This window comes from Funiculus sociatus GB2-C1 (assembly GCF_039962115.1).
Taxonomy (GTDB): domain Bacteria; phylum Cyanobacteriota; class Cyanobacteriia; order Cyanobacteriales; family FACHB-T130; genus Funiculus; species Funiculus sociatus.
This window is the reverse complement of sequence record NZ_JAMPKJ010000063.1, coordinates 1-13091: the sequence shown is the minus strand read 5'-3', so window position 1 is coordinate 13091 and position 13091 is coordinate 1. Positions and strand designations below refer to the sequence as shown.

Here is a 13091-nt window from a genome sequence, read left to right as displayed (position 1 = left end):
TTTGATAATGTGAATGCTGCTAATGACTAATTGCTAATTGTGGATTACTCTTAGCTATTTCAAGGCTTTAGCAGCACTTTGATGCAGTTATCTTTTTTGTGCTTGAAAATTTCAAAGCCTTGCTTCGTTTCTTCAAGAGGTAAGCGATGGGTAAACACGACAGATGGATCGATTTCGCCATTCATAACTCGATCCAACAACATCGGCATATACTTCTGACCGAACATTTGCCCCATTCTGAAGGTCAAGCCTTTGTTAAAGGCTGCACCCATCGGCATTTTGTCCACAAAGCCACTATAAACGCCCATAATTGACAAGGTGCCGCCTTTGCGACAAGCCACCATCATTTGCCGCAGCACTGAGGGGCGGTCGGTTTCCAGGCGTACCGACTGTTTGGCTTCGTCGAAAAATCCCTCAAGACCCATGCCGTGTGCTTCTAGTCCCACAGCATCAAGACAGGAATCCGGGCCGCGTCCTCCGGTCATTTCTTTAAGTGCTTCGCCAGCATCAACTTCCTCGTAGTTGATAGTCTCGGCTTTGCCGAAGTCTCTAGCCATTTGGAGGCGTTCGGGAACGCGGTCGATGGCGATAACTCTCTCGGCACCGAGCATATAGGCGCTTCGCATGGCGAATAATCCGACCGGGCCGCAACCCCAGATTGCTACGATATCTCCGGGCTGAATATTGCAGAATTCTGCACCCATGTAGCCTGTGGGGAAAGCGTCGGAGATGGGCAGGATTTTTTCATCGGGGATGTCTTGAGGAACTTTGACTGCACCATGATCGGCGAAGGGAACGCGCACGTATTCAGCAAAGGCACCTGCGTAGCCACCGAATAAGTGGGAGTAGCCGAAGATTCCGGATGTGCCAAACCCGAATACTTTCTCTTGCATCCAAGCGTTGGGGTTAGAGTTGTCGCACAATGACCACTTTTGCTGATTGCAATAGTTGCATTGACCGCAGCCGATGATGGAAGAGACGACTACGCGATCGCCTTTTTTCAACGTTTTGACTTGACTGCCAATTTCGACGACTTCCCCCATAAATTCGTGACCTAGAATGTCACCCTGTTTCATCGTCGGGATGTAGCCATCGTAAATGTGCAAGTCAGAACCGCAGATGGTTGCTGATGTAATTTTGAGGATGGCATCGCGCGGGTTGAGAATTCTCGGATCAGGTACGTTTTCGACCCGCACATCATTTGCACCGTACCAACAAACAGCTTTCATATCTTATTCGGATTTGAGATTTTGGATTGTGCAAACGTTTCGATCTGCTTCTAACTACTCAGCACCCTTAGCCGAAACACTCAGCACTTTTAAGGAAGAAATCCGGTTTCTTAGTTTTCCTGATAACTCAGTTGCCCATTTATCACCTTGAAATCCGGTTTCTTTCTTCTGATTGTCTAACCGAAGCGTCTTCTGTTAGCTCTGAATACCGTTCAATTAAGGGATAATTGTAGGTTGGGTTGAATATGGGAACCTCAACAAATGCTGCTCACGATTGAGGTTTACTCCAAAGACCCAACCTACAATGGCTTTAGCTTTTTAGCCCTAAATGAAGTGTATTAGGTCAGTTCTCAGTTAATTTCACAACCAGTGTTGTAGAAGTCAAATTACCTGGGTGCGCGGTCTTTAGTTACGGATATTCCCTCATAATTTTTGTCTTGAACAACACGAGGATCGCCCATATCAGCGCCTCGATCGTTATCAAACCTTTGGCTGCGGATAACGTCAGTTGTTTCGGAAATATTTTCTCCTAGCTTTTTGATGTTCTTCAAGCCAGTATTGCCAATACTTCCTCTGTCGCCTACATGGTCTTCAGCCATGTCTTTGACTTTCTCAATCGTCTCGCTGTCGATTGCGTAAGGATCAGCGGGATCAAAGCGGGTTTCTGCTGCTTGCGCTTGCACCGACACGCTGTTGCTAAAAGCCGGAATGACTAAAAATGCGATCGCTGCCAGAAAAACTGTAACCAGGCGTAAGCCAATATTCTGTAGTCGCTTAATTGTTTGATTCATTTGGTTTCTCCATTACGAGTTTTAAAGTTTGAAGGCAACAATTCAGCTGCCCTTTTTTAAGAATCCCATAGGATAAAATTCTTAACTTCTTCCGGAAGGTTGACCTTCTGTGGTGGCAATTTCGCCAGCTTCCATGAGCATTTTAAAGCGGCGGAGATCGTCTCCGATTTGCTGTTGTGGTGCTTCACCGAAAAGTTTAGCGATCGCTGCCCCAACTGCACCACCGGGCGGGTTATACTCAATGACGACTTTTACTTCTGTACCGCGATTGTTTGGTGCAGGCGTAAACCGAACAAAACCAGAGTTATCAATATCTGCGTCTTCAGCAGAAGCCCACGCAATAAACTCGTTTTCTTTCTGGTTAATTATGTCTGCATCCCACTCCACACTTGCGCCCAAGGGTGCATTAGCTATCCAGTGCGATCGCGTCTCATTGTAAACTGTCACAGACTTGAGATGCTTCATAAAGTTGGGCAGGTTCTCAAAGTTATGCCAAAAGCGATAAAGTTCGTCTGCTGGTTTGTTTATCGTTACAGTTTTTTCAACTTTAATGCTGTCACTCATGGCCGCTTTTTCCTGTATGGTGTCTTGAATGCTTTTATCTGCTTTTGCGCCGTGATAAACTAAACTTCCGCCTGCGATCGCCATCAAGGCTCCCCTCAGAGAACGTTGTCTTAAACCCATTAGCACCATTGCGCCGCCGCTAATTAGCGAACCCCAACGTTCAACATCTGACACATTGCTACTGCTACTACCTTCCGGCTGATTACTGGGTACGATATCTTGACTTGATGCCATTTCTTAATTTCCTCAATTGGTAATAGAAAAGTGGGAATTGGGGATTGGGGATTGGAAATAATCTTTCCCAGTACCTAGTCCCCAGCCCCCAACCCCTAACTAACAGTTTGAACTTCTTTATTTTCTAGCCCTTCCCTGGAATGATCTAGACGGAGTTCTCCTTGCGGTTCAGCACGCAATTCCTCTGGAGTTTCTTCGCCTACACTTCCTTTGGCGACTGTGACACCGCCATCAGCTAACCACAAAGCACCCGTAACATAACTTGCTTCATCCGAGGCAATAAAAGCATAAACATTTGCCATTTCTTCCGCTGTACCGCGTCGAGCCATCGGAGTTGCATTAATCAACATTTTTTCCATTTTTGCATCCATTGGCCCCGTTTCTTTGTGCGTCCAAGCAGTATCAATTGCACCGGGACAAACACAATTAGCGCGGACACCATACTTGGCTTGCTCAACAGCAACGCCTTTCATAAATGAGTGCATCCAGCCTTTTGTACCGCCATATGGGGAATTTCTTGCTATTCCATTGAAACCAGCCTCAGAACCAGCGGAGACGATGTTACCGTGCGTTTTTTGTAAGTGCGGTAGAGCATACTTTGTCATCAAAAACGCGGAACGGATATTCATCCGTATGGTTTTATCAAAAATATCGATTGGATAATCCTGAGTTTCCGCAGTCGCGAGAAAAACACCTGCATTATTTACTAAAATATCCAATCGCCCAAAATGATCAATTGCTGTTTTTACACAAGCTTGGGCATGGGTTTCTTCAGAAATATCACCCGCGTAAGCGATCGCTTTTCCACCATAGTGCTTAATCGCTTCTGTCACCTCATTGATGGGGTCGTCGGGGAGTCCATTAACAACAACTGTGGCACCAAGTTTGGCAAATTTGTGCGCGATCGCTTCTCCTATTCCCGCACCTGCGCCCGTGATAATGGCAACTTTACCTTCTAACCTTCTACTCACCTTAAAACCTCGCTTTTTCTGAGCATCCCCTTAAAAAGGGGTTGGGGGATAACAACGCTAAATACCTGGAAAAGATCCCCTCAAGCATCCCCTAAAAAAGGGGTAAAACACTAAAAATTAGGGTTGTAGGGTAGGTATTATCCACCCTACAAACTCCAACTTTACATCTTCACAGCAGGAGCGCTTGTCGGCTTAGCAGGCATAACTTCTCCACTTGCCATGCGTGCTTTGTAGAGGGATGCTAAACACTGCTCATACTTTGAAAGTTCCACTTCAATCTGCGTCAAAATTGCAGTTGTAACTGGATCGGTAAATTTCACCCGCAGGTTATTGACATCCACAACACCAGTTTGGAGATCGCCCATTGTCCGACGCAACAAATCGGTATCATCACTACCTTGGAGGGCAGTTTTCAATTTGGCATATTTATCAGCAGCTTGCGCCGGGATCGAGAGGTTTTCACCCAGTTCTTTGATGCGAGATTCCAGCATCTGGATGTGACCCTGCTTATTTTGAATCATGTCTTGCAGAAGCGATCGCAACTCCGGATCTGAAGTTTTTTCCGCATACTGCTCAAATGTTTCTTGCGAATAACGCTCACCCGTCAGAGCTGTATTCAACCCTTTAACAATATCGCCCTTGGTAGAGCCACCCCAAGAATCGGCTAGTTTCCACCATTCCGCAGTTATATCGTTCTCATTTGGTAAAGCCGCTTCTTTGCCACCGTAACCAAGACGGCTGAGAATTGCTGTGGTGAAAATTGGCAAATCTCCCGGTTGACGAGAAGTAATCAAGTTGCCATCAATTACCACTGGTTCATCTACATAATTTGCACCCGCATTCATCATGTCTTTGCGGATGGAAAAGAAGCCAGTAGCTTGTTTACCTTTCAGCAAGTCGCCTTCAATTAAAACTTGCGGCCCGTGACAAACAGCGGCCACCAGTTTTCCTGCTTCCATTGCGTCTTGTACGAAGCGGACTGTATTCGGGTTTGTCCGCATTGTGTCGGGAGCCATGCCACCGGGGATAATCACAGCATCGAAATCAAGCGCGATCGCTTCTGTTGTCGTGCCATCCGGTTTCATTGACAATTTGCCTTGTTTACCAATATAGTTCTCGTTCATCCGAGAACCGAGTACAACCACTTCCATTCCCGCCATTTGTAGCGCTTTGTAAGGCACTTGAAATTCAAAATCTTCCACACCGTTCTCGATGAGGATAGCTACTTTTTTCTTACTGGTGTTATTATTGCTAACTGTCATGTTTTTCCTCCAATATCTTAAGTTATCTTGAAAAATTTTGGGCTACTCCAGAAATAAAACAACCAAAAGTTCTAATTTTTACTAATTTTCAATTAAAACTTTTTATTCCCTGAATTACTCTGAATAGCTCCTGGTAATTATCGAAAAAATTAGCGCGGATATCTTCTAATTCACCAGGTGTCGCAGCTTCTTGCAGCACCGTAAATACTGCCCGCGCATGAGTTGCCGCATGGGTAGAATTTACACCCTCTCTTTCACTAACACGCTGATAAAACTCTAGTGTGGCGCAAGTGGTACGTTCCGCTTCCTGGCAATGGTTTAGCTGAGCAACACTCTGAACCTGTTTAATAAATTGGTTGTAATTCACTTGCAACCTCCTAGATAAATCAGACTGAAGGCTGAGGGGGAGTTTTCTAGAGACACCAACTTATTGCGTCTCAAACAAAGGGCAAAAACGAATTTTTATACTTTATTTGTGAGTGCGATCGCTTGATATTTCTTAACTAATTTCCGCTTTCACGCTCTGCACACTCACTCGCCCAAAAGAAAGGATTTTTTCCCAAAAGAAGCATTATCCCCTCTCAGCAAGCTTGCGCCACACCTTCAGGTGCGGCTATCTCAATCAATAACTATCTACCTACAGGCTGCGGTGCTGCAATCCGCTTTGCCAGCAATTCTTTGGCTCGTTCAGCGCGTTGGTACTCTTCGTCTTGCAGTTGTTGGAAAAACTCTATCAGTTCATCATCTCCAGCTTCCTCAGCGTCTTGGACGTAGATTTCATAGGTGCTGGCACCCTCTAGAGCGTGGTATAGTACGCTGATCAGGTTATAGTGTTCGTCTGCGGTTCCGGTGTATTGTTCATTATCGCGATCAGACATATTTTTTCCCTCCAATCAATAAGCGCTGACAATCCAGCCCATTGGGCTGCGTCTTGCCTTTAAGCCTATGTATTCACTCTAAGAGTCTGCTTCGCTCCTAAGTGATAGATATGCAAGGTTGCAAATTCGCTCCAAAGTAATACGTATTTTTTACTAGAAATAGCTATCCTTACATCTAATAACTTTAAATTTCCCTAAAATATTCAAAAAATTAAAGTTGTAGTAGTAATTACTTAGGCATTTATCTAAACGCGCCACTTTTCCCTCCTATTTGAGGATTCGCAGGAATCTACAGGCGAGATATTTTTTATAAAAAATGATGGCGTTACCGCAGGAAATTACCGTTAGAGTGGAGGCTATTTCGCTTAATTGTACAAGTGAAATTTACAATTATTCTATTAACAGTTAGCAGTCTTTACTAATTTCTTCTATCTCGCAAACTACCCGATCTAACTCGTCAATTAATGGCATTGAACTACCTTTACGAAATGCTTTAACCAGAGAACGATAATACCAAAGCGTTCCTTCTTTGCCTCCTTTGAAACGTTCCCAAAGCGACTCGCCCACAACACGGTAATCATTTAAAATTGAGCGAGCGTTGTGCAGTTTATCGGCAGCAGAAACAAGAAGTATGTTTTTGGAAGCTGTGGGAAGGTGGGCGATATAAGCTTCTTTACGCTGTCGCCAAGGCGGTTTGGGTGTAATGTCAGAATCAGTGCAACCGTCTACAATTTCTGTGACGGTATCCCCGAACCTGCGGCGAATTTCTTCCCGCGTAGCGGCACCGCCTTGATCTTCGATAGCATCATGGAGTAAGGCTGCGATCGCTTCCTCTTCATTACCACCATGCTCTAGCACAATACTGGCAACTCCAAGTAAATGAGCAATATATGGCACACCCGAACCTTTGCGAGTTTGGTTCGCGTGCAGATGAGTAGCAAAGGTTAGGGCTTCGGTAAAGCGTTCTGAAAGCATAATTTGTGTAATAGGGTGATGGGGACTGGGGACTAGGGACTAGGAACTAGGTAAGACTTTTTCCTCTTCCCCAATCCCCAATCCCCAATCCCCAATTCCCAATTCCCAATCCCCAATCCCCATTTTCAGTGTAATCCTGCCTGCCAAATTCCAATGTAGACGCGATCGCTCCTATCTCTCTCAATCACACCTTTAAGGGCTTTAACAGAAAAAGAATACTTGCGAGACTGACGCTGCTTTACTTGTTGTAACCCCTGCTTGATTTCATCGTTGATTTGGCAACCCAACATACTATTCAACGTCACCAACATCACCTGATGGTCTACTTCTTGGGCGAAAGCAGCCTCAGTTTGACGTACCATTCCTGAAGCTTTGTCAAGTAGAAAACCGAGGCTAACTTCGTCTGGTACTAATTGATAGAATATGGCACGAGTATTGGGCCAGTAGCCTCGGAGATTTCCGCTAGGAGCGCCCAGAATGTTTTGGACAACGCTATTATGTACTCCTGGTTGAAATCCTGGTATACCTACACCCAAGGGAATATCTTTACATATATCGAAGTCAAATTCCTCTAGGATCGGCTCAGTCCTTAACCCAGGTGGTAGATCTAAAATCCGAGCCGGTAGATTAGAAGGATCGGCGCTGAGAAATAATTCTGGCAATGGTGCCGTGAACTGTGATGCGTATGTTGGTTTAGCCAGAATAAAACTGGCAGCTATACACGCATTAGTCAAAATTATGCGGTGAAACCTTTTCACCATATTTTTTTACTGTTTTTATATCAACACGTATTTAGCCATAAAAAGCTGCTGTTTCTACCCCAGAAAATGCTGAAAGGATATAAATCAGCAGCACCAACCATATTCAGATTTGACGCAAGAGCGATCGCTCTAGGTTCCCCAGATAAGAGATGCGATCGCATCTTTTCTGGGGAACCTAGGGAAACGAAAAACTCCCACTCAGCTTGCACTCAAATGCAAACCAATTCATAATTATGCTTGCATAACCCATGAAGAGTGCATCACTTTTCACAGGCTTTTCGCCATTTCTCACGCCAATCATCATTATCTTTTAAGTTATCTTCCTGCGCTTTCCGAAATCGCTCCCGCCAATCACCATTATCTTTTAATTTATCTTCCTGCGCTTTACGCAATCGCTCTTGCCACTCTCTCAGGGGACTGCCGTTGGCAATTCTTGGTGCGCCAATGCCCAACAATCCCAGCCATTCCTGTACTGACTGCGATCGCTCCTCTGGCTTTAATGCCATACCTTTGAGAATAGCGCGATTTATGCGATCGCTCAGCAGCGAATTTATCTGCTTGGGTGGCTCCAGTCGCATTCCATAAGCTCTCATTGGTGAAGGCAGCGGCACTTGTGCAGTTAACAAAGTATACAGCGTCGCCGCCAAAGAATAAACATCAGTATAAGCACCCCTTTTCCCCCGCCAATCGTACTGCTCAATTGGCGCAAAGCCACTAGAGCAAAATTCCGTCTGTGTCTGCGTCAAATTTGGGGTAAACTCGCGGGCGATGCCAAAGTCTATCAGTACAGCTTCAGTCTTACCCTTTCGCAACATGATATTTAGCGGCTTTACATCCCGGTGCAGTAAACTACGCTCATGAATAACCGTCAGCGCATCACCAATCTGTTGAATGTACCGTAATGCTTCCGTTTCTGGCAAAATCCCTTGATTCCAAACGTGAGAAGCTAGACTTTCCCCATCGATATATTCCATCACAATGCACCATAGCCCAGCCTCTTGAACCACCTCATCAATTTTCACGATATGAGGATGATTAAATTTGGACAGTCGCAGTGCCTCATTCAGGAAATCCTGCTGAAGTTTGGCAAAGTCACACCAGCGTTGCACCCAACTATTTAGGGTTTTAACTACCAGCAGATTACCTTTTTTGTTCTTCACCAGATAGGTAATCCCAAAACCACCTTGCCCTAGCACTTTTTCGATAGTGTACTTGCCGTTCTGCAACTTTTGCCCAGGATTCCAAGCCATTTTCAAGCCTCCAAGACGCTTGCATCGGTTTATAAGATAGGCTGAAGCGATGCCTTTTTTAGTACATTTGTACCATATCAAAGGCGTAAATACAAGCAATTTTTCTTCCTAGCTAGGAAGAGGAAGTTAATACAAAACAGAGCCTGTTTATTTGCGTTCCCAGGCTGTGCCTGGGAACGAGAGCTATTGCAACGTGATTGACACTGCGCTAGAGAATCGCTAGACTAAATTTAACGTTAACGTCAATGTCTGCGGATCAACTAGAGCGTGACTGAAAAAATGCGAATCGGAGAGCTTGCCCTCAAAGCAGGCGTGACTCCGCGAACAATTCGCTACTACGAGGATCTGGGGTTACTTGGCCCTGCTGAGCGGCAAGGCAAAGGCTTTCGCTACTACACAGAGCTTGAACTAGCCAGACTCCGCAAAATTGATGCGCTCAAAGGATTGGGATTAAGCCTGGAAGAGATTAGCAGTATCATCGACCTGTTTTTTGAAGAACCGACCATGTTACGGGGTAAGCAGAAACTACTGGAAATTCTGCAAACTCATCTTCAGGAGACTGACGAAAAAATCGCCGCTTTAGAGCAGTTTCGCGGAGATTTGCAAGCTAATATCGCCCGGATACAGCAATATATCGAGGAGGTCAGCAACCAGTAATTTTTTTCTAGTTAATCTAACGTTAACGTTAAGGTAATACAATTAGGAGGTGGAAACCAGTATGCTTATACAGCACTTCCAGATGCTGGCACGATACAACAGACTCTCGAATCGCAAACTTTATGAAACTTGCGCTTTGCTTTCGGATGCAGAACGCCAGAAGATTAGGCCAGCATTTTTCAAAAGTATCCACGGGACACTAAATCATATTATGGTGGGCGATCGCATCTGGTTGACACGTTTCCAGGGCCAAGAAATCCCATCCACCGGACTCAACGCCATCCTTTATGAAGACTTCGACCAACTCAACCAAGCGCGTATAGCAGAAGATGAGCGGATTGAAAGCTTTGCCTCTGGTTTAACCGAAGAATTTTTGGCGGGTACGATTCAGTACCGAAATAACGCCGGAAAAATTTATACTGATCCCGTTAATTTGTTAGTTGCCCACTTTTTCAATCACCAGACACACCACCGGGGGCAAATTCACGACATGATAACCCAGACAGAAATCGCCCCGCCAGTTCTGGATATGCACCGGATTGTTCGACCGTAACTTGATAAGGAGAAAAGGAACAATGAAAGTACGCAAACTCGGAAGCCAAGGATTGATGGTTTCGGAACTGGGACTGGGATGTATGGGAATGTCCGAGTTCTACGGCGCAGGCGATGAAGCCCAATCAATTGATACCATTCACCGCGCACTGGATCTCGGTGTCACCCTGCTCGATACTGCTGATATGTACGGAACCGGGGAGAATGAAAAGCTGGTAGGAAAAGCTATTAAAGACCGTCGCGATGCGGTCATACTAGCTACAAAATTCGGCATCCAACGTGGCGAGGATAGTGGTTTCCGAGGTATTAATGGCAGTCCGGAATACGTACAGCAGGCGTGCGATGCTTCGCTGCAACGCCTTGGACTTGATTACATTGACCTCTACTACCAGCACCGCGTCGATCCCAACGTTCCCATTCAGGAAACACTCGGCGCAATGGCAGAATTAGTCAAGCAAGGCAAAGTCCGCTTCCTGGGGCTTTCTGAAGCTGCTCCGGCGACGATTCGACGCGCCCATGCAGTTCACCCGATTACTGCTTTGCAATCAGAATACTCGCTTTGGCAGCGGGAGCCTGAAGATGAGATTTTACCTACAGTACGGGAATTGGGAATTGGCTTTGTGGCATATAGTCCACTTGGACGGGGGTTTCTTTCAGGACAAATTACCAGTCCCGATAATTTTGCTCCCGATGATTACCGCCAGCATTTGCCACGCTTCCAAGGCGAGAATTTTCAAAAGAATCTGCAACTCGTTGAACGGGTGAAGGAAATTGCCAGCGAAAAGGGTGTCACGCCGGGACAACTAGCTTTAGCGTGGTTGCTCTCGCAGGGAGACGATATCGTACCGATCCCCGGAACCAAGCGCCGTGCCTACTTAGAGGAGAATGTGGCAGCAGCTGCCATTACCTTAAGTCAACAAGAGCGATCGCGCCTTGACGAAGTAGCACCCAACAACGTTGCAGCAGGCGATCGCTACGCGGATATGAGTTCCGTAAATCGTTAAGAAATTGCCTTTAACGAGAATACCAAAAATTTTAGTTCGCGCCACATGAGTAGGTGTGGCGCGATTCTGTTAATCTCTGACTTTGCAATGGCAGCTTAACTGTAAAGGTGCTACCCACTCCAACTTCACTACTTACTTCAATCTTGCCCCCGTGCAATTCCACGAACTTTTTGACAATAGATAATCCCAGCCCCGTACCAGGAATCTTGCCCACATTTCCTGCTCGATGAAACACTTCAAATAGTCGTTTTTGGTCATTTGCAGGAATCCCGATACCTTGATCCTTAACTTGGATAATTGCCTCGTAATTCTGACAAGAAAGTTCAAATAGCACCTCACCTCCTGCGGGTGAATACTTAATAGCATTTGAAAGCAAATTAATAAAAATATGCCGCAGCAGTTTTTCATCCATATAAGCTAAGCTACAACAATTTGTTATCGTTCCTGCTTCCGATTCCTGACTTTGTTGTCCATCAACTTCTCCGCCTTTAAAAACAAAATTGACCGCATTACCTGCATTACTAAACTGCATCTCCTCCACCAATTCCAAGCAAAATTTTGCTAAATCAAGGGTAGCTGGTTTTATCTCTAATTTCCCGACTTCCGCTTTACTGATTGTCAGAATATCATCTAACAACTGCGTCATATTTCGAGCAGCAGCTCGAATGCGCTGAAAGTACAAATATTTTTGCTCTTTACTGGCAACATCGCTATAGTTTTCCAGTAATTCAGCAGATATTGTAATAATATTGAGCGGATTGCGAAACTCGTGCGACATTATAGAAACAAAGTTAAATTTACTTTCGTTTAATTCTTTTTGTTTCTCCAGTTCCCGGCAAATCTCTTCAGCTTGCTGACGCTCTGTAATATCGCGACAGTTAACAACAATACTTGCTAGTTCTGGCGAATAAATAATCTTTTTACAAACACCTTCAAGCACACGCCAAGAACCATCTTGATGCTGAAATCGAAACTTTGTAAATAACGTGCTACTGGGTTTATTAAGTGCCTGATGTAGGTTATCAATAACTTCAGTTACATCCTCAGGGTGAATGTAAAAAAAGAGGTTTTTTTCAAGTAATTCTTCTGATTCATAACCCAAAACTCTATGAACAGAGGGGCTTATATAATACACATTGCCATCAGGACTCACAACTGTAATAATATCTAAGGCATTTTCAATTAGAGAGCGAAATCGTTCTTCTTTCTCGCGTAAAGCTTGTTCCGCTTCCCGTCGTTTTTGCCGCTGGAGGGCTTCACGTAACTCGCGCTCAACAGCAGGGATAAGTCGCGCCAAGTTGCCTTTCATGACGTAGTCAGAAGCTCCAGCTTTCATAGCATCAACAGCCATCTCTTCACCGATGGTTCCTGACACAATAATGAATGGTATATCCAGTTTATTCTCCTGCAACAAACTTAAAGCAGCAGGAGCGCTAAAACAAGGCATAGAGTAATCAGCAATGACAATATCCCAATGCTGTTTATCAAGCGCTGCTATGAAACCATCTGCTGTGTCCACCCGTTCGTATATAGGATGGTAATCACCGCTCTTTAGTTCATATATTAGCAGTTCAGCATCTTCCTCTGAGTCTTCAACTATTAGAACACGCAGCTCTAACTTCATCTGCATTCCTCACAGTGGCTGATCTTCGCTTAAAGGCAGTCAGCAGATTGCTGAGTGCTTGACGGCTGGTATAAATTGTACATAATATACATTAACAATACAAACATGACAAAAAGCTGTAACCTTTGATTAGGTACTACTACTTGCTTGCTTTGGTGACGAGTAACTGCCGGACAAAGTTTTTTGTAGCCGTTAGCATGTAGCAGGGGCTAAACTTAATAAGTTTGGCTCTTCAGTACTTAGTATGCTAAATACATAGCGGAACAATAAAAAGAGAGATAACTTTATTGTATGTAATAGGGAGTAAAGCCCGATGGTGATTGACACATAGGGCGCATT

The 13091-nt window shown here is 44.8% G+C and carries 15 protein-coding genes; 3 read left to right on the top strand and 12 right to left on the bottom strand.

Annotation, left to right across the window (positions count from 1 at the left end; all coding sequences use genetic code 11):
- Positions 1 to 59: 59 nt before the first annotated feature.
- The 11 genes from NDI42_RS22845 to NDI42_RS22795 all read right to left on the bottom strand — a co-directional run bounded on the left by NDI42_RS22845 (position 60) and on the right by NDI42_RS22795 (position 8915).
- Positions 60 to 1229, bottom strand: coding sequence for a zinc-dependent alcohol dehydrogenase (locus NDI42_RS22845; RefSeq protein WP_190456904.1), 1170 nt, complete (start codon positions 1227 to 1229; stop codon positions 60 to 62).
- A gap of 386 nt (positions 1230 to 1615) precedes the next feature.
- Entirely contained in the window at positions 1616 to 2020 is a 405-nt protein-coding gene (locus tag NDI42_RS22840; RefSeq protein WP_190456902.1) for a hypothetical protein, read from the bottom strand.
- Between the two features lie 81 nt (positions 2021 to 2101).
- Positions 2102 to 2818, bottom strand: coding sequence for an SRPBCC family protein (locus tag NDI42_RS22835; RefSeq protein ID WP_190456901.1), 717 nt, complete (start codon positions 2816 to 2818; stop codon positions 2102 to 2104).
- Positions 2819 to 2913: 95 nt separating this feature from the next.
- Positions 2914 to 3789 (bottom strand): SDR family NAD(P)-dependent oxidoreductase, encoded by an 876-nt coding sequence (locus tag NDI42_RS22830; protein ID WP_190456899.1) that lies wholly within the window; start codon positions 3787 to 3789, stop codon positions 2914 to 2916.
- Positions 3790 to 3950: 161 nt separating this feature from the next.
- Entirely contained in the window at positions 3951 to 5051 is a 1101-nt protein-coding gene (locus NDI42_RS22825) for a DJ-1/PfpI/YhbO family deglycase/protease (RefSeq protein ID WP_190456897.1), read from the bottom strand.
- Between the two features lie 88 nt (positions 5052 to 5139).
- The gene (locus tag NDI42_RS22820; protein ID WP_190456895.1) at positions 5140 to 5418 is read right to left on the bottom strand and encodes a DUF2267 domain-containing protein; all 279 of its coding nucleotides are present in this window, start codon (positions 5416 to 5418) and stop codon (positions 5140 to 5142) included.
- 262 nt (positions 5419 to 5680) lie between these two features.
- Positions 5681 to 5929, bottom strand: a complete 249-nt coding sequence (locus tag NDI42_RS22815) for a hypothetical protein (RefSeq protein WP_190444638.1) — start codon at positions 5927 to 5929, stop codon at positions 5681 to 5683.
- Between the two features lie 405 nt (positions 5930 to 6334).
- A complete protein-coding gene (locus NDI42_RS22810; protein ID WP_190456893.1) occupies positions 6335 to 6904 on the bottom strand; it encodes an HD domain-containing protein in 570 nt (189 codons plus the stop codon).
- Positions 6905 to 7029: 125 nt separating this feature from the next.
- Complete coding sequence (locus NDI42_RS22805; RefSeq protein ID WP_199311247.1) at positions 7030 to 7665, bottom strand: hypothetical protein; 636 nt, start codon at positions 7663 to 7665, stop codon at positions 7030 to 7032.
- Between the two features lie 20 nt (positions 7666 to 7685).
- A complete protein-coding gene (locus NDI42_RS22800; RefSeq protein WP_190456891.1) occupies positions 7686 to 7874 on the bottom strand; it encodes a hypothetical protein in 189 nt (62 codons plus the stop codon).
- A 51-nt stretch (positions 7875 to 7925) separates the two neighbouring features.
- Positions 7926 to 8915, bottom strand: coding sequence for a serine/threonine protein kinase (locus NDI42_RS22795; protein ID WP_190456888.1), 990 nt, complete (start codon positions 8913 to 8915; stop codon positions 7926 to 7928).
- A 279-nt stretch (positions 8916 to 9194) separates the two neighbouring features.
- Between NDI42_RS22795 and NDI42_RS22790 the strand changes: the two genes are divergently transcribed.
- From NDI42_RS22790 to NDI42_RS22780, 3 genes are all read left to right on the top strand, one after another.
- Positions 9195 to 9572, top strand: coding sequence for a MerR family transcriptional regulator (locus NDI42_RS22790; RefSeq protein WP_190456943.1), 378 nt, complete (start codon positions 9195 to 9197; stop codon positions 9570 to 9572).
- A 61-nt stretch (positions 9573 to 9633) separates the two neighbouring features.
- Positions 9634 to 10125 (top strand): DinB family protein, encoded by a 492-nt coding sequence (locus NDI42_RS22785; RefSeq protein ID WP_190456886.1) that lies wholly within the window; start codon positions 9634 to 9636, stop codon positions 10123 to 10125.
- Positions 10126 to 10147: 22 nt separating this feature from the next.
- The gene (locus tag NDI42_RS22780) at positions 10148 to 11128 is read left to right on the top strand and encodes an aldo/keto reductase (protein ID WP_190456883.1); all 981 of its coding nucleotides are present in this window, start codon (positions 10148 to 10150) and stop codon (positions 11126 to 11128) included.
- Positions 11129 to 11159: 31 nt separating this feature from the next.
- On the opposite strand, the gene NDI42_RS22775 is transcribed toward NDI42_RS22780, so the two are convergent.
- Positions 11160 to 12752 (bottom strand): hybrid sensor histidine kinase/response regulator, encoded by a 1593-nt coding sequence (locus tag NDI42_RS22775; RefSeq protein WP_190456882.1) that lies wholly within the window; start codon positions 12750 to 12752, stop codon positions 11160 to 11162.
- Between the last annotated feature and the right edge of the window lie 339 nt (positions 12753 to 13091).